At 47.6% G+C, this 16,596-nt stretch carries 16 protein-coding genes and 12 tRNA genes; 25 read left to right on the forward strand and 3 right to left on the reverse strand.

Features of this window, described 5'->3' with window-relative positions:
• Positions 1 to 50: 50 nt before the first annotated feature.
• From C7R92_RS20080 to C7R92_RS20135, 12 genes are all read left to right on the forward strand, one after another.
• Positions 51 to 126 (forward strand) — tRNA-Val (locus C7R92_RS20080).
• Positions 127 to 205: 79 nt separating this feature from the next.
• Positions 206 to 282: transfer RNA gene (locus C7R92_RS20085), tRNA-Met, on the forward strand.
• Positions 283 to 359: 77 nt separating this feature from the next.
• A tRNA-Asp gene (locus C7R92_RS20090) sits at positions 360 to 436 on the forward strand.
• Between the two features lie 100 nt (positions 437 to 536).
• Positions 537 to 612: transfer RNA gene (locus tag C7R92_RS20095), tRNA-Thr, on the forward strand.
• Positions 613 to 619: 7 nt separating this feature from the next.
• Positions 620 to 704 (forward strand) — tRNA-Tyr (locus C7R92_RS20100).
• A gap of 7 nt (positions 705 to 711) precedes the next feature.
• A tRNA-Lys gene (locus C7R92_RS20105) sits at positions 712 to 787 on the forward strand.
• Positions 788 to 852: 65 nt separating this feature from the next.
• Positions 853 to 939: transfer RNA gene (locus C7R92_RS20110), tRNA-Leu, on the forward strand.
• Positions 940 to 958: 19 nt separating this feature from the next.
• Positions 959 to 1,034 (forward strand) — tRNA-Gly (locus tag C7R92_RS20115).
• A 6-nt stretch (positions 1,035 to 1,040) separates the two neighbouring features.
• Positions 1,041 to 1,114 (forward strand) — tRNA-Arg (locus C7R92_RS20120).
• A gap of 34 nt (positions 1,115 to 1,148) precedes the next feature.
• Positions 1,149 to 1,225, forward strand: a tRNA-Pro gene (locus C7R92_RS20125).
• Positions 1,226 to 1,250: 25 nt separating this feature from the next.
• Positions 1,251 to 1,338: transfer RNA gene (locus C7R92_RS20130), tRNA-Leu, on the forward strand.
• A gap of 15 nt (positions 1,339 to 1,353) precedes the next feature.
• Positions 1,354 to 1,427: transfer RNA gene (locus C7R92_RS20135), tRNA-Gly, on the forward strand.
• 292 nt (positions 1,428 to 1,719) lie between these two features.
• Here C7R92_RS20135 and C7R92_RS20140 read toward each other — a convergent pair.
• Entirely contained in the window at positions 1,720 to 2,886 is a 1,167-nt protein-coding gene (locus tag C7R92_RS20140; RefSeq protein ID WP_017250398.1) for a sensor histidine kinase, read from the reverse strand.
• A gap of 213 nt (positions 2,887 to 3,099) precedes the next feature.
• Between C7R92_RS20140 and C7R92_RS20145 the strand changes: the two genes are divergently transcribed.
• The 13 genes from C7R92_RS20145 (at position 3,100) to ytfJ (ending at position 12,211) form a co-directional block, all read left to right on the forward strand.
• Positions 3,100 to 3,750 (forward strand): TerC family protein, encoded by a 651-nt coding sequence (locus tag C7R92_RS20145; RefSeq protein ID WP_106835410.1) that lies wholly within the window; start codon positions 3,100 to 3,102, stop codon positions 3,748 to 3,750.
• Positions 3,751 to 3,870: 120 nt separating this feature from the next.
• Positions 3,871 to 4,455: a YkoP family protein gene (locus C7R92_RS20150; protein ID WP_017250396.1), complete on the forward strand. Its 585-nt coding sequence runs from the start codon at positions 3,871 to 3,873 to the stop codon at positions 4,453 to 4,455.
• Positions 4,455 to 5,585, forward strand: coding sequence for an MGDG synthase family glycosyltransferase (locus C7R92_RS20155; protein ID WP_106835411.1), 1,131 nt, complete (start codon positions 4,455 to 4,457; stop codon positions 5,583 to 5,585). The genes C7R92_RS20150 and C7R92_RS20155 overlap by 1 nt, the downstream gene beginning before the upstream one ends.
• Positions 5,586 to 5,664: 79 nt before the next feature.
• Entirely contained in the window at positions 5,665 to 5,868 is a 204-nt protein-coding gene (locus C7R92_RS20160; protein ID WP_007717155.1) for an alpha/beta-type small acid-soluble spore protein, read from the forward strand.
• Positions 5,869 to 6,018: 150 nt separating this feature from the next.
• Positions 6,019 to 6,225: a DUF1657 domain-containing protein gene (locus C7R92_RS20165; protein WP_007717150.1), complete on the forward strand. Its 207-nt coding sequence runs from the start codon at positions 6,019 to 6,021 to the stop codon at positions 6,223 to 6,225.
• An 84-nt stretch (positions 6,226 to 6,309) separates the two neighbouring features.
• The gene (locus tag C7R92_RS20170; protein ID WP_106835412.1) at positions 6,310 to 7,170 is read left to right on the forward strand and encodes a DUF421 domain-containing protein; all 861 of its coding nucleotides are present in this window, start codon (positions 6,310 to 6,312) and stop codon (positions 7,168 to 7,170) included.
• A 15-nt stretch (positions 7,171 to 7,185) separates the two neighbouring features.
• A complete protein-coding gene (gene spoVAC / locus C7R92_RS20175; protein WP_017250393.1) occupies positions 7,186 to 7,659 on the forward strand; it encodes a stage V sporulation protein AC in 474 nt (157 codons plus the stop codon).
• Positions 7,660 to 7,662: 3 nt separating this feature from the next.
• Positions 7,663 to 8,667, forward strand: coding sequence for a stage V sporulation protein AD (gene spoVAD, locus C7R92_RS20180; protein ID WP_069851486.1), 1,005 nt, complete (start codon positions 7,663 to 7,665; stop codon positions 8,665 to 8,667).
• A gap of 16 nt (positions 8,668 to 8,683) precedes the next feature.
• Positions 8,684 to 9,034, forward strand: coding sequence for a stage V sporulation protein AE (gene spoVAE, locus C7R92_RS20185; RefSeq protein ID WP_069851484.1), 351 nt, complete (start codon positions 8,684 to 8,686; stop codon positions 9,032 to 9,034).
• Positions 9,035 to 9,128: 94 nt separating this feature from the next.
• On the forward strand, positions 9,129 to 9,776 hold the full coding sequence (gene sleB, locus C7R92_RS20190) for a spore cortex-lytic enzyme (protein WP_106835413.1): 648 nt from the start codon (positions 9,129 to 9,131) through the stop codon (positions 9,774 to 9,776).
• 146 nt (positions 9,777 to 9,922) lie between these two features.
• Positions 9,923 to 10,894, forward strand: coding sequence for an S-layer homology domain-containing protein (locus C7R92_RS20195; RefSeq protein ID WP_244195782.1), 972 nt, complete (start codon positions 9,923 to 9,925; stop codon positions 10,892 to 10,894).
• A gap of 66 nt (positions 10,895 to 10,960) precedes the next feature.
• Positions 10,961 to 11,620, forward strand: a complete 660-nt coding sequence (locus C7R92_RS20200; protein WP_106835414.1) for a DUF2953 domain-containing protein — start codon at positions 10,961 to 10,963, stop codon at positions 11,618 to 11,620.
• A gap of 108 nt (positions 11,621 to 11,728) precedes the next feature.
• Positions 11,729 to 12,211, forward strand: coding sequence for a GerW family sporulation protein (ytfJ, locus tag C7R92_RS20205; protein ID WP_069851476.1), 483 nt, complete (start codon positions 11,729 to 11,731; stop codon positions 12,209 to 12,211).
• A 68-nt stretch (positions 12,212 to 12,279) separates the two neighbouring features.
• On the opposite strand, the gene C7R92_RS20210 is transcribed toward ytfJ, so the two are convergent.
• Together C7R92_RS20210 and C7R92_RS20215 are read right to left on the reverse strand one after the other, a co-directional pair.
• Positions 12,280 to 12,966: a hypothetical protein gene (locus C7R92_RS20210; RefSeq protein ID WP_106835415.1), complete on the reverse strand. Its 687-nt coding sequence runs from the start codon at positions 12,964 to 12,966 to the stop codon at positions 12,280 to 12,282.
• A gap of 73 nt (positions 12,967 to 13,039) precedes the next feature.
• The gene (locus C7R92_RS20215; RefSeq protein ID WP_106835416.1) at positions 13,040 to 16,486 is read right to left on the reverse strand and encodes a pyruvate carboxylase; all 3,447 of its coding nucleotides are present in this window, start codon (positions 16,484 to 16,486) and stop codon (positions 13,040 to 13,042) included.
• Between the last annotated feature and the right edge of the window lie 110 nt (positions 16,487 to 16,596).

The following is a 16,596-nucleotide window of genomic DNA, read 5'->3' on the forward strand; positions in this document are numbered from 1 at the left end:
AATCCCCTACGGGTCACCTAGAAAAATCCCTACATCTTCGTAGGTGATTTGGAGGCTTAGCTCAGCTGGGAGAGCATCTGCCTTACAAGCAGAGGGTCGGCGGTTCGATCCCGTCAGCCTCCACCACTCATATTTAACGGACAAGGAAGGTCAGTTAAAAGCGCCACGTCCTGTGGCAACACTGACACTCAGTCGTCCTGACTATCGCGGGATGGAGCAGCTCGGTAGCTCGTCGGGCTCATAACCCGAAGGTCGCAGGTTCAAATCCTGCTCCCGCAACCAAATTTTCTACTTGCTCTACGTCGAGTAATTTTCTTGATCAAGTAGGATCGGAGTGCCCAGTGGGTGCAACCAAAATTGGAGCTGTGGTGAAGTTGGAGTTCACGCCGGTCTGTCACACCGGAGGTCGCGGGTTCGAGTCCCGTCAGCTCCGCCATCTTTCTTAATAAGATGGCATAGTTCACGAACATGAAAAAGGTTTAACGTAATAAAAAAACGTTGATTTTTCATGAAAGATATGCCATAATTAAAGATATGCCGGTATAGCTCAATTGGTAGAGCACCTGACTTGTAATCAGGGGGTTGTGGGTTCAAGTCCTATTGCCGGCACCATGAATTTGGGGAGATAGTGAAGTGGCTAAACACGGCAGACTGTAAATCTGCTCCCTCCGGGTTCGGCGGTTCGAATCCGTCTCTCCCCACCATTTTCATGAGCCATTAGCTCAGTTGGTAGAGCATCTGACTTTTAATCAGAGGGTCGAAGGTTCGAGTCCTTCATGGCTCACCAGTTTTTATAAACCCAAAAAGTGAAAGTCAGCTTATCAACAGATCTGGCTACTTAGATGGGAAAATGCGGTCGTGGCGGAATTGGCAGACGCGCTAGATTCAGGTTCTAGTGGTGGCAACACCGTGGAGGTTCAAGTCCTCTCGACCGCACCATTCAACTTCTTCTTACAATGCGGACGTAGCTCAATTGGTAGAGCGTCGCCTTGCCAAGGCGAAGGTCGAGGGTTCGAGACCCTTCGTCCGCTCCATAACATGTGCCCTTAGCTCAGCTGGATAGAGCGTTTGACTACGAATCAAAAGGTCGGGAGTTCGAATCTCTCAGGGCACGCTTCTTTACTTCAAAAGTGAAGAGAATATAATGTCGGGAAGTAGCTCAGCTTGGTAGAGTACTTGGCTTGGGACCAAGGGGTCGCAGGTTCGAATCCTGTCTTCCCGACCATGATTTGCCCACGTTTTACAGGTTTGCCGGGGTGGCGGAATGGGCAGACGCAACAGACTTAAAATCTGTCGGGAGTTTCTCCCGTACCGGTTCAAGTCCGGTCCTCGGCACCAGCATTTATTTTTGATGCGGGTGTAGTTCAATGGTAGAACTCCAGCCTTCCAAGCTGGTCGCGTGGGTTCGATTCCCATCACCCGCTCCATACATAAAGCAGAGAGCCAATAGGTTCTCTGTTTTTTTGCGTCTAGGAAAGCAGGACTATTTTTACTTGAGGCAAAAGTATGAAGGCTTATCCAATCGTTGAATAGATAAGCCTTTGTTCAATACAGGTATAAATTTTTGTCGAAAGCTGTCTGACGTTTTCTATGGTAGAAACATATGTTTTCGTGTACAGTAAAACTAAGATCGCTTACCGATGAAATTGGTAACGGATCTCTTGCCTTGCCTCCTGCCTTGTCAGGGGGCTTTTTTGCGTGAGACAAAAGAAAGCGACCTTAGAGAGCTTCCATTCGTGGACCAACTTCCTGAGCATTCGCAATCGGCAGAGAAACGATAAATCGTGTGCGTTTTTCATTGGAATCACAATGGATCGTGCCTTGATGCTTTTCAATAATATTTTTGCAGATGGACAAGCCGATACCTGTCCCATTTTGTTTAGTCGTAAAGAATGGTTGGAAAAGATTTTCCACGATCTCGGGTGGAATCCTTTCGCCGTTGTTTTCCACACTCAAATAGAGCCATCCATCTGAAGAAGTGGAAATGACATGAATATACTTGTCTGTACGATTTTGTACGGCGTCAATGGCATTGTTTAATAGATTGACGACAACTTGCTTCAAGCCTTCTTCATAACATGCGAGTGAGCAGGGGTGGATTTGTTTTTCAAAACGTATGTTTTCTCCCACGAGGCGAGGCGTAATCAGCATCTCTACTTCTTCAAGCAGTTCTTCTACTTGAACGGTTTTAAAAATTTCATCGAGAATTGGTTTTTTGGAAAAGCTGAGGAATCCGGTCAGTTGCCGATGTAAATTCTCAAATTCATGCATGACGACTTGAATGTACGTCTGAAGCTGGGCCTGTTCCTGCGTAGACTCGCCGATCAGCTTCAGGAACCCTTCAATGGCACACAACGGATTACGCAGCTCATGAGCCATATTGGCGGCAATTTTTCCGAGCATGGTCAGTTTGTCGTTATGCAAATAGGAGATCGTTTCTTCCTTCTGGACCAGCTCTTTATTTATCATTTGTTCAAAATGATAAACAGCCCAGAAGACACTTTCATCCATGGCCTTGCCCAGTTGGCTTTCCAAATAGTGCATTTCTTGTGAGGAGAGGGACCATCTCTGTAATTCTGGTTGGAGAACCCGCCAGAATACATTCCGGTACAATTGATATGTGCGCAAAATGGAGGAGAAGGGGAATTCCTGAGAACGAAGCCATTCTCCCATATCTAATGCCCAAGTCTGCATGTCATGATCTACATCCTCAACCAGATAGCGAGCCAAGAGCACTGTTCGTTTTTCTGCAAAATCGCGAGGAATGGTTACAGGAATTTCCATGCTGCGAACAATTTCTTGCAGCCATATTGTGGTGATGCTTGGTGTTAAGTCTAAAATCTTCCTTGAAACGTTATAAAGGTTTAGCGTCACAGTCTCCACCATCTCTTATCCACCCCACTAAAATCGTAAGGGAAAATGCCTAATTTAGACAAGGTATAATTATCCTGATTTCGCAATAAAATGTATTTTTTTCGGAAGTTTTTATCTACAAAATCCGCTGAAAACCGCCTTTTTTCGGAAAAATATTCAATCATGAGTCCGATTCCAGTCGCATAAAGTAGAATGGACGAACTTTATTGGACCAGGGAGGCAGGGATGGGCGAGTATTTTTGGCTGGGTCTTCTACACATCTTTATGATCGATCTCGTATTAAGCAGTGACAATGCTGTGGTCATAGGTATGGCCTGCCGCGGACTCCCTCAAAATGAGAGAAAACGGGCAATTTTATATGGGACATTGGGAGCAATCCTCTTGCGAATTTTGCTAACGGGAATGACTACTTGGATGTTGGATATTCCTCTCGTGAAGGCAATCGGGGGATTATTATTGTTATGGATAGCGTGTAAGCTGATGCTGGGTGAGAATGAAGAGCTCACAGACGTATCGCATAATCAGACAATTGGTCAGGCGGTCAGGACCATTATAGTAGCAGATTTTGTCATGAGTTTAGACAATGTTTTGGCAGTTGGTGGAGCAGCACATGGCGATTTATGGTTAGTTTTGCTGGGGTTAGCGATGAGCATCCCATTATTAATGTGGGGAAGTGTGTGGATTGCCCGCTTGATGAATCGTTTTCCCAGTATGGTCATCATTGGCGGAGGAATTCTTACCTTTACGGCAGTTGATATGTGTCTTCAGGATCCATATGTCTGGAAGTGGGTGAATCCTTTGCTCCTTAATCATATGTGGTTGCCCGTATTTGCTGCCGTAGTGGTCATGTTTTGGGGGCGGCTGAAAAGGACGTGAAAAGGTGATGAGAATTGTACATTGTTGGGCATACTACAACAAAGGTCATGGCCGTTTTGCGAAAATGTAAGTGGTCACATCCAGCGAATGAAAACATAGCGGGAAAGGAACTATTTCGAAATGAATACAAGCCTCTTGATGCTATGGGGATACTGGGATGAAATCTACCAGCGTTGCACCAGACTTACCTATATTGAGAAAGGGAACAATATATTTCGGGTTGTTGTATTACGCTATCGGGGAGAGCCACTCGTAACTACCGATCACTGCATCATTCATGACGGGGATTTGATCCTAAAGCTACATATACACAATTATTACTTTGCTACACTGTGCAAAGGAGTGAAGGATGAACTGCGCTTGGCACTTCTTTTGCGAAGACTTATCCTCCAATCACTGCCAAAGCTAGCCACGTTCCTGGATTCGATGGAAAATAAAGATCAAATAAAAGGGATAGTGGGAACGACCATGCTACATAAAGGGGTAACACCTTTGGGCTTCTCGATTTCTGATGTGCCCATGACTTGGTTTTTTCGGTATAAGCGATGGTACTTGCGCCTCATGCTAAGAATCGTGCATCCCAATGGAAAGCGGCGTTTGCAATCATGGAATCATGAAATGCCCCTAAAGCGTGTTTATATGTCCAAGGAATTTTTACTTAATCGATATGCGGAGGGCAAGCAGCCTCTAGGAGAGTCCTACTAATGGCAAAGCGGTTTCTGTTAGTGACAGAGGAATGGGCAGGGAGTGGTCATCGGATGGCTGCTGAAGCTCTGCAAGAAGTTTTACTGGAAAGTGAGGGGGCACGATCGGCGCGAGTGGTGGGAGGATTGAAAACCGCCAGTCCAGGCTTACGTGTGCTCTCTCATTTTTTTTATCGCAATATGCTGCGCTACGGTCAACCCGTGTGGCAACGCATCTATGAACAGGAAGAAATGCTGGGCAGTGCATTAACCAAAGCACTTGGATGGTGGCTATCCGCAAGATTAACCAATCAACTGTTGCAAGAAGAGAAGCCAGATGTCGTCATCGCTACGCATGCATACTGCTTGTCCGCATTGGCTGAAGCGAAGAAAAGGGTGTCCAAGCCTTTCCAGCTCGTTTGTGTGCCCACGGACTTCCATATTAATCGGTTTTGGGTTCATCCAGCAATTGATGCGTACATGGTGGCACATGAGCAAATTGCGCAAATTCTAATCGAACGCTACGGGATTGGCCCTGAAAAAATCCATGTTTATGGCATTCCAGTTCGGCCTGCTTTTACTACAGCGCAGCATACCGACAAAGCGGCTTGGAAAAAACAACTGGGACTCGTGCCAGATCAATTCACTGTGCTGATTGGTGGGGGAGAAGGCGGTTATGGTGGAGTGGAGCAGGTCGTACGAGAGTTGCTGTTGGAAGAGCAACCATTGCAGATCGTAGTTGTGACAGGGAAGAATACAAGCCTGTACAGACGACTGGCGGGCTTATTAGGTACAAAGAGCACTGACCATCGTTTTATATTGAAAGGGTTTGAGCCGCAAATGTGGCAGTGTATTGGAGCAGCTGACGCCTATATAACGAAGCCAGGTGGTATTTCGTGCGCGGAGTCACTTGCTCTTAAGACACCGCTCATTTTATTCCATCCATTGCCCGGACAAGAAAAGCATAACTGTTCCTTTTTACTCGAGCAACAAGTGGCGATCTTGGCTGAAACGCCGGTCCAAATCAAAGAAATCATCAGGTCATGGCGTCAGCCTGAAAAAAGGGATGCTTTTGTAGGATGTTTGGACAAGCTGGGGCGACCAGAAGCAGCTCATCGAATTGCCCATGCCTTGCTCCACTTAACAGACTAAAATTGGAAGAAAAAAAGAACGAATGAACAAGCAAAACTTCACGCATATTAAACTTACAAACGACGAGGAGGTGATACAAATGGCGAACAACAACAGATCCAGTAACAATCTGGTGGTTCCTCAAGCAAACCAAGCTCTGGACCAACTGAAATACGAAATCGCATCCGAATTCGGTGTTCAGCTTGGACCAGACACCACTTCCCGTCAAAACGGTTCAGTTGGAGGAGAGATTACAAAACGTCTTGTCTCCTTTGCTGAGCAACAACTGGCTGGACGTGGCTAATCTAATAAGCTGGATGAAGGGAGGCACCTATGGTGTCTCTCTTTTTATTTTTCTAAGAATACGGAAATTATTGACAGATGAAAATGGGGAAGACCACCGCATAAATATTGGGTGGAGGCGGATTCTATATGTGTTAGGAGGTGAGTGGATATGACAGTAGGAGCACAAGTAAAACAGACGCTTGCCAGCTTGAAAGGCGCACAAGCAGATTTTGAGACGTTTGCTCTTAGCACGCAAAACAAGAAAGCGAAGCAATTGTATTCGCAAGCAGCAGAGCAAACACAATCCATAGTAGACAACCTCCAGCAGCGTGTAACGGAGCTGGAAAAGGAAGAACCACAGTTTAAGGGATTCTAGTGGAAGTGTAGGGAAAGGGAGAGGGACTTCCTCTCTCTTGGTTTTCCTATCTATAAAAATCACCTCAGGTGATGGAGGTGGCTTATGCCTGATTGGTTAAATATCACGCTGCGTGCCATTGGCGCAGTTGCGTACTTATTTTTATTGACGAAGATCATTGGGAAAAGGCAAATCAAGCAGCTTACATACATCGAATATATCGTCGGCATCAGTATCGGTTCGATTGCGGCCTTCATGGCAACCGAAATGGATGGACCGATCTATCATAGTTTGATCGGCATGGGGGTTTTTGCGCTCTTCCCTGTATTAATGGAGTGGCTTTCACTCAAGAGCAAGTTTCTCCGAGACCTTTTTGAAGGGAAATCAACGGTTCTTATCAAGGAAGGCAAAATTTTGGAGGACAATCTGAAAAAGGAACGCTTGACCGCGGAAGACTTGATGGAACAATTACGCATTAAAAACGTCTTCCGAGTAGCCGATGTAGAGTTTGCGTTAATGGAAACAAGCGGAGAAGTCAGTGTCTTATTAAAATCAGAGAGTCAGCCGGTAACCCCCAAACACCTAGAATTGACAGTGGCTCCTACAGAAGAGAATCAAGTGGTCATTATGGATGGGGTGATCATGGACGAGCCGTTGGCAACAGCAGGTCTGAATCGCAGATGGGTTCGCACGGAGCTGCAAAAAGCGGGAGTGGCTTTGGAAAATGTTTTCCTCGGCCAAGTAGACAAAGGTGGAGAGCTCTATCTCGACCTGTATGACGATAAACTGATGGTTCCAGGTGCCCAAGCGATGAAGCTGGCTTTTGCTACATTGAAAAAATGTCAGGCGGATCTGGAGCTGTATGCACTCAATACAAAAAATGAACAAATGAAGCGTACCTACCAAACCGATTCGGAACAGCTACAACAGATTATCGATCAAGTAAAACCGTTCATGATACGGTAAAAAGGAGTAAGTAACATGGCAGATCAAAAAAAGAAAAAGCTGACTCCCGTCCAGCAAGAATATCAGGAATTGGCAAAGGGACACGAGCCTCCGCGACCGCTTTTGCGCAATTTTACCCGGGCATTTTTAGTGGGTGGCGGCATTTGTATGATCGGACAAGGGATACAAGAAATGTTCATTCACTACTTCCATTTTACGGAGAAAACCGCTGGGAATCCTACAGTAGCTGTCTTGATCATTCTTTCGGCTCTTTTGACCGGTCTAGGACTATATGACCGGATTGCCCAATGGGCTGGGGCAGGAACGAGTGTGCCGGTTACGGGTTTTGCCAACTCGATTGCATCAGCGGCGATCGAGCATCGCAGCGAAGGATTTGTGCTGGGGGTCGGCGGTAACATGTTCAAGCTCGCGGGGTCAGTGATTGTGTTTGGAGTGGCGGCGGCTTTCGTCGTTGGCTTGATCAAAACATTGTTTACGATGGGAGGCTGACGGATGCGCCAAGGTCATCAGTCTTGGGTCTTTCCTTTAAAACCTGTCATTCTCGGGCACGCTGCGATTGGTGGGCCTTTTGAGGCTAAGGGACCGTTAGCCGAAGACTTTGATATCTTGCACGGAGACTTGAATCTCGGACAAGACAGCTGGGAAAAGGCGGAGAAAGTCCTGCTGGAAGAAGCGTGCTCGAAAGCGGTGGAGAAAGCGGGGCTCACGAAAGAGCAAATAAACTTTATGCTTGCCGGGGATTTAATGAACCAGATCATATCTGCCAGCTTTTCGGCCCGGACGCTTTCGATTCCGTTTCTGGGGATTTTCGGAGCGTGTTCAACAGCGATGGAGGGCTTGGCCTTGGCTGCTCTCATGGTGAATAGTCAAGCTGCTGAGTACGTCTTGGCTGCTACCTCCAGTCACAATGGGGCTGCGGAAAAGCAATATCGCTATCCAACGGAGTACGGCTCACAGAAGCCCCCAACGGCACAATGGACCGTGACGGGAGCAGGGGCTGCTGTTGTAGCCAGTCAGGGTAAGGGTTTGCGGATTACGGGAGCCACCATCGGGCATATAGTCGATATGGGATTGACAGATCCATTCAATATGGGAGCAGCGATGGCGCCTGCCGCATTATCCACGATTGATTCGCATTTCCGTGACTTTCAGCTCCCTCACGACCATTATGATTTGATTGTAACAGGCGATTTAGGACGAACGGGCCATGCCATTTTATCTGATCTGTTGCCCAAGCATCACATGCACATTCCATTAGAGCGATACATCGATTGCGGGAAGCTCATTTATGGTGAAAATCCAAATGTATGGTCGGGTGGTAGCGGATGTGGCTGTATCGCTACAGTGACGTACGGGCATCTACTTCGGCGGATGAAGCAAGGAGAATGGAAGCGAATCTTGCTGGTTGCCACAGGAGCCCTCTTATCCCCGTTGACCTTCCAGCAGGGAGAAAGCATTCCTTGCATCGCCCATGCCGTGGCTGTTGAGTCGGAGTAACTTGGAGAGTGATACCATGATGTTTTTGTGGGCGTTTCTCGTAGGAGGAACGATTTGCTTAATCGGTCAATTTCTCATGGATGTCGTCAAGCTCACACCTGCCCATACGATGTCCTCTCTTGTTGTCACTGGAGCAGTGCTGGACGGATTCGGTCTATACGAGCCACTGGTTCATTTTGCTGGAGCAGGAGCGACAGTACCCATCACGAGCTTTGGAAATGCACTGGTGCACGGGGCGATGGCGGAGGCCGAGCAACATGGAGTCATTGGCATTATTACCGGCATTTTTGAAGTGACGAGTGCGGGGATTTCGGCTGCCATCGTCTTCGGATTTATCACAGCAGTCTTGTTCCGGCCAAAAGGATAATGGCAGGTACATGTTGCCACTTGTGCCAAAATACTTGAATTGAACCTACTTTCGCCAACTTGTAGAATGGGTTGGGTAAAGGAGGGAACAATTTATGTGGTGGAGCAAGAAAGCAGTATTAACCTTGCTTGCTGCCTTTATGGCTGTAGCGTTTATTTTTCCGGCCGACTCCCTGGCAGCCACACAGATTCAGCGCGGTAGTGTGAACGGGGATGTATGGGATCTGCAGTATCGTTTGCAGATGCTGGGTTACTACAAAGGCAAATTGGATGGCATTTACGGTGCGAATACAACAAAGGCCGTCAGACAGTTTCAAAAAGCATACGGCTTATCGATTGACGGTATCACTGGACCAAATACATGGCGCGCTCTAAAGAAAGTGTCGGTAAATAAAGCGGAAATGCAGATGCTGGCGCAGCTGGTCTATTCCGAAGCACGAGGAGAACCTTATGAGGGCCAAGTAGCTGTGGCGGCGGTCGCGTTGAACCGTGTCCAGTCTAAAAACTTTCCCAATACACTTGCCGGTGTCATCTTTGAGCCATTAGCGTTTACCGCTGTAGATGATGGACAATTCTGGATGACTCCAAACAAGACTGCTTATCAGGCAGCTTGGGATGCCGTACGAGGATGGGACCCAACCAATCATTCTCTTTACTACTTTAACCCTGTTACGGCGACCTCCAAGTGGATTTGGTCACGTACACAAGTGAAAAAGATCGGCAAACACATTTTTGCCATTTAACCATTGCTCATGCAGCCCTCGAAACAGTATTCGTCATGATGCTGTTCGAGGGCTTTCCTTTTGACTGGAAACTATTGTTCGTTGTTTTTGCAAAATAGTTCGATAAAATGGTACGAAAGGAATCGCATATTTCCCCATGGAGGTTGATGATGAAGAAACGGATGATCCTTGCCTCGCTGGCAGCCTTTTTGCTTATAGGTACACCAGTTGTCGAGGCAGAAACAACGAAAATGAACGAAACACCTTATGTAGACATTAGCGGCCATTGGGCAGAACAAGAAATCAATCAACTTTACATAGCGGACGTAATTGGTCAAAACGAATATTTTCGACCTGATGACAACGTGACATTGGGTGAACTGCTCACGATGTTTGTCAATGCGAAAGGAATCGAACCTCTTGGCAACAAGCAATCATCCTTTGCGGACGTACCGGGAAACAGCTGGCTGTCGCCTTATGCAGAGACGGCCTATCGACTTGGAATTGTCCATGGGCAGAAGCAGGGGAATCACCTGTACTTACATCCGGATGCACCAGTAAAAAGAGCAGAACTCGCCTCTATTCTGGTAAGAACGATGGGGGATAGCGGAGTAGTCAATAATTTGAAGTGGTCTACGACGATCCAGACATTGAACCAATACCCGGATGGGAACAACGTGAAAGAGAAAGAGCAACGCCCACTTGTTTACGCCATGCAAAACGGGTTAATGAGTTCCTATGGGGACGGTACATTAAAGCCGAACAAGTATATGACGAGAGCCGAAGCAGCCACATACGCGGCCCTTCATTTGCTTTCGGATAAGCCGAGAACGACAAAAGCTCTCGCAAACGGAACACCTTTTCGCCAGGAATTAACGGTACAGACGACTGCTTACAGCTACCCGAACGACAAAATCCTGTCATATCTAGAGTATCCACTGCGCGAAGGTGTTGTAGCGGTTGATCCAAATGTCATCCCGCTTGGTACGCACTTGTACATCGATGGCTACGGCTATGCAGTGGCAGCTGATATCGGTGGTGCGGTAAAGCAACGCCATGTGGATCTGTATCTTCCGACGTTGAACGAAGCTGAAAATCATGGCTTGCAAAAAGGCGTCAAAGTATACGTGCTTGATTAATTAAAATGCTGAACATATTTCCTGCTCTTTCCACTCATACTAACGTGGAAGGGGTGGGATTTTTTCATGGTATGGGTGTTGCTAGCATTACTTGGTTTTTTTGTCCTACTAGTGATCACGCCAATACAATTGACGTGTTTTTACAGTCGAGAAGGCGATAATGATCAATTGGACATTACGATTGCAGCTTGGGGTATCATTCGCAGGAAATACGAAATTCCCATTCTCCTCTTGAAAATGACAGAAACTGGGCCTGAGCTTGTCGCAAAGGTGGAAACGATCCAGCGAGGAAGCAAGCTTCGGGAAAAGGTCAAAGATTTTACGGGGAGGCAAGTGAAAATATGGTATCGGAATTATCGTGACGTGCTGGAAAGAGTGCGTGATTTGCTGCCTTTGCTAAAAGACCTGTTCAAACAAATTCGCTGTACGAAGTTAGAATGGCATACGTTGTTGGGCACAGGTCAGGCAGCGGAAACAGGGGCGCTGACAGGACTAATCTGGGGAGTGAAAAGCCTGATTGTCGGGATTCTCTCTCACGCCATCTCTTTACAGACGATGCCTGCCATGAGTGTACAGCCTGTCTGGAATCAAGCCCTTCTACATACGAAAGTTCAAGCGGTGTTACATTTTAGTTTGGGTCACTTCGTTTTCTCTGCGCTAAAAGTATTTCTGCGGATTCGAAAAAGTAAACAACGAAAATGGCAAGCTACGCCTACGCGTGCCTAATCACAAAGGTGGGAGCCCGCATATTTATTCCCTTGTGTAGGGTACATGCTCCGGATTTGTTGGGGGAATGATAAAACATGACACAAACAGGAAGGAGGAGCGACAAATATGGCAGACCACCCGATTCAAGGCCTGATGAGAACAGCGATGGAAAATCTCAAGCAAATGGTGGACGTGAATACAATCATAGGTGATCCGGTTGAGACACCAGACGGTAGTGTCATTCTTCCGATCTCCAAGGTAGGATTTGGTTTCGCAGCAGGGGGTAGTGAGTTCCAATACGATCACCAGCATAATGGGCACCAACACAATCAACAGCATGAACATGCTGGTCACCCGTTTGGCGGGGGTAGTGGGGGCGGTGTCTCCATTACACCTGTAGCTTTTTTGGTCGTTGGCAAACAAGGAATTCGCTCGATTCCGCTTGAAAATACGACCCATCTCTATGACCGGATTTTGGATTCTGTTCCGCAAATCGTGGATAAAGTTCAGGGGATGTTTACCAAATCGGATGAACCCACAGTTTATTCCAATACGATAATTGCCAGAGCAGAAGAACAAGATTTGGAAGACCTGATGGATCGAAAGTAAGGCAAGCACAAAACAGGTATGCTCCACAAAAGGGGCATACCTGTTTTTTCGGTAGTAAGCGTATGGCATTACCAGCGTTCGTTTACATACAAGCCTGTTTTCGCAACATGCTGATAATGAAGGCTCGAGCTGGAGGAGGCGATATAAGGATGGAGAGCCATCGCTTCCTCGTAGTAACGTGAAAAGGAGCCGAGGGGCTTGCTTTGCAATCCCAATGTACCTGCTCTGAATGCTTGAGCTACACGCTCCATTGTATTTGTATAGTCCACATAGTGGGTCTGTACGGCCTCCAACCATTTCTCATCGTCCATTTCCAGTTGTCCATCTGGTAACAGCTTGATTCCAAACGTTTGGAGTTTTTCCTCTGCGTCTTTTGCCACTTGAGCGAACGCATCCAGCTTTTGCGTCGTCAAGGTATCTGCCTTTTCCGCAAGAAATAGCTGCAGGCGATTGTATTTACTTACTAACGAGTGTGTTCGCTCATGGAATAGCTCCATGTCAGGTCCAGCCTCGCTGTCTTTCCCCGCGGCTATCAATTCCCGAGCACTCTTTTCCAAATCGGAGGAAAACCGGTAGAGACGCGTTAAGGAATCGGAAAGCTCTGTTGTCCATTGCTGCTGACGAGTGTAGAACGGCTGCAAATTATAACGGAAGATTGGATTGACCGGCGTGCTTAATTTTGCCTGAAGCATATGGGTATGATAGCGGCCTACCCGCTGCGTAAATGGAACATGGCTGACTCGATTCGTTTTCATGTCGGTCACCTCCTTAAAAGCAAGTGGAATGAATCCCCAGGAACAATTTACTATCTCCTATTATAGACGATGCCTACTCCATTTCAATGAGCAGATCGCCAGTTTGAATGGCTTCGCCTGCTTTCACGTAGACGGCTTTAATTTTTCCGTCGAGTGGGGCTTGAATCGTCGTCTCCATTTTCATCGCTTCACTCACCAAAAGATGCTCGCCTTTACGTACCTTGTCACCTTCTGCTACAAGCACCTTGAGCACTTTTCCTGGCATAGAGGCACCGAGGTGGCCAGGGTTTTGGGCTTCTGCTTTTCGGCGGATCAGTTCAGAGACTTTTGCGGATTGGTCACGGATGAAGATTTCACGTGGCTGTCCGTTCAGTTCAAAATAGATGATGCGTCGGCCATCTGGATGAAGCTCGCCAACTGCGACCAGCTTGATAATCAGCGTTTTACCGCGCTCGATCGTAATGGCGGTTTCCTCACCCGGACGCAATCCGTAGAAAAACGTTCCGGTATTCAATACCGACAGTTCTCCGTATTCCTTCAGGCGTTGTTCAAATTGCAAATAGACTTGCGGATACATGATATAGGACAGGACGTCTAGTTGACTGGGCTCACGTCCGATTTTGGCTTCCAACTCAGCCGTAACTTGCGTAAAGTCAATGGGCGCGAGCAATTCGCCAGGACGTGCAGTAAAGGCATCGCGACCTTTTAGCACGAGCTCCTGCAACTCCTTCGGAAACCCTCCCGGCGGTTGGCCAAGATACCCTTGGAAAAATTGAATGACCGAATCCGGAAAGTCGAGGCGTGTGCCTTTCTCCCAAATGTTTTCTTCATTCAAGTTGTTTTGGACCATGAACAATGCCATATCACCGACGACCTTGGATGACGGGGTCACTTTTACAATGTCGCCACACATTTGATTGACGACAGCATACATGTGTTTCACTTCGTCCCAACGACCTTCCAGACCAACCGCTTTGGCTTGTTGCTCCAGATTGGTATATTGTCCACCAGGCATTTCGTGAACGTACACCTCAGTGTTGCTCGCCTTCATGCCGCTTTCAAAGCCTTGGTAGTACGGACGTACATCCTCCCAGTAATCCGACAGCTTGTTGAACGATTCAAGAGATAAGCCAGTCTCACGCTCCGTATGGGCTAGGCTCGCGATCAACCCGTTCAAGCTTGGCTGGGAAGTGAGTCCAGACATGGAGCTGACGCAAGCATCGACGATATCTACGCCTGCTTCGATTGCTTTTAGAAGCATAGCACCAGCGTTTCCTGACGTATCGTGAGTATGCAAATGGATCGGAATGCTGATTTCTTGTTTTAAAGCAGAGACGAGCGAATAAGCAGCATACGGCTTCAAAAGACCTGCCATATCCTTGATCGCGAGAATATGGGCACCTGCTTTTTCCAATTCTTTAGCCAGATTGACGTAGTAGGCCAAGCTGTATTTGGTCTTGGTCGGGTCCAGAATATCTCCGGTGTAGCAAATCGCTGCTTCGGCTACCTTGCCAGATTCACGTACGGCTTCAATGGCTGTTTGCATTCCGGGAAGCCAGTTCAGGCTGTCAAAGATCCGAAAGACATCAATGCCATTTTCCGCAGAGGCTTTAACGAAGGCGTGGATCACATTATCCGGGTAATTGGTGTAGCCTACGCCATTTGCTCCGCGCAAAAGCATTTGGAACAGGACATTCGGTATGCGTTGGCGGAGAATTTGCAGTCGTTCCCAGGGAGATTCCTGCAAAAAGCGCATCGTCGTGTCAAAAGTGGCACCGCCCCACATCTCCAGCGAGAAGAGCCCAGAACCGAGCTTGCCTGTCGCTTCTGCAATGGAGGCGAGATCGTAGGTGCGCACACGCGTAGCAAACAAAGACTGGTGGGCATCGCGGAATGTCGTGTCTGTAACAAGCACATGCTTCTGTGCCTGAATCCAGCGTACCAGACCGTCGGCACCTTCGTTATCCAGAATTTGCTTCGTCCCGTCCGGATATGGCTGAGCAAATGGTGTCCGCGGGATGCGAGGTGAGTCGAAGTGCGGCTTTTTCTCCGTTTTCTGGAGACCAGGATATCCGTTGACAATCGTGTCTCCGATATAAGATAGTAATTTGGTACCCCGGTCCTGACGGCCAGGGAAGATGAATAGCTCTGGTTTGGTATCAATAAACGACGTATCGTAGTTGCCACTCAAAAAATCAGGATGTGTCACGACATTTTCCAAAAACGGCAGGTTCGTTTTCACGCCACGAATACGGAACTCACGCAATGTGCGGAGCATTTTGCGAGCGGCTTGGTCAAAGCTCGCGCCATACGTGGAGATTTTGACCAGAAGCGAGTCATAAAACGGTGTAATGATCGCGCCTGGATAACCATTGCCACCGTCCAGCCTTACGCCGAAGCCGCCACCAGAACGCCAGGCGGACAAGCGGCCGGCATCTGGCAGGAAGTTGTTTTCAGCGTCTTCTGTTGTGACACGGCACTGGATGGCAAAACCACTCATCTGGATATCACTTTGCGCACTGATGCCAATCTCCTCATCGGAGAGCGCATGACCCTCAGCTACGCGAATCTGTGACTGAACAATGTCGATTCCAGTGATGAGCTCCGTGATGGTATGCTCTACTTGAATGCGAGGATTGACTTCTATAAAATAAAAACGCTTGTCCGGCGTTAACAAAAACTCGACAGTACCAGCGTTCGAATAACCGGCTTTTTGCATGAGAGTGAGAGCAGCCTGGCAAATTTCTTCACGTAGTTTGTCATCCAACGATAGGCTCGGTGCCACTTCGACCACTTTTTGATGGCGCCGTTGAACAGAGCAATCGCGCTCATACAGATGGACGATGTTTCCGTAGTTGTCACCGAGAATTTGGACCTCGATGTGTTTGGGCTGTTCTAAGTATCGCTCCAGATACACCTTGGCATTGCCAAAGGAAGAGCGGGCCTCGGAACGTGCGCGATCTAACGAATCTTGCAATTCCTCCTGACTGCGGACGATACGCATGCCACGGCCTCCGCCGCCAGATACACCTTTAATAATGATGGGGTAGCCGTATTCTTTGGCAAAGAGAAGTGCCTCTTGAAGTGTTTCGATTGGCTCCGAAGTGCCAGGAATCACTGGGATTTCCGCTTCAATCGCAAGACGACGTGCTTCTACCTTGTCCCCGAATTTGTCGATCAGCTCAGGGGATGGTCCAATGAAAATGATACCTTCCTCTTGGCAACGCTTTGCAAAATCAGCGTTTTCAGCAAGAAATCCATAGCCTGGGTGAATGGCATCGATATCGTTGCGCTTGGCTATTTCGATGATACTTTCGATATCCAGGTAAGCCTCAATAGGCCCTTTACCTGCTCCGACCAAGTAAGACTCGTCAGCCTTGAAGCGATGGATAGAAACGTTGTCTTGCTCGGAGTACACGGCTACCGTTCGTATGCCGAGTTCCGTTGCTGCACGAAAGATCCGAATGGCGATCTCACCGCGGTTTGCTACCAGTAGGCGATTGATTTTTCTCTTTTTCATTATTCTCTCCCCCTTACGTCTCGGAAAAAAAGACGTATTAAAATTATATATAGAACAAATATACAAAATTTTCTCGACACAAGACACCCTTTTTTCGATCACAGGAGGAT

The organism is Brevibacillus porteri (assembly GCF_003013475.1).
Lineage (GTDB): Bacteria > Bacillota > Bacilli > Brevibacillales > Brevibacillaceae > Brevibacillus > Brevibacillus porteri.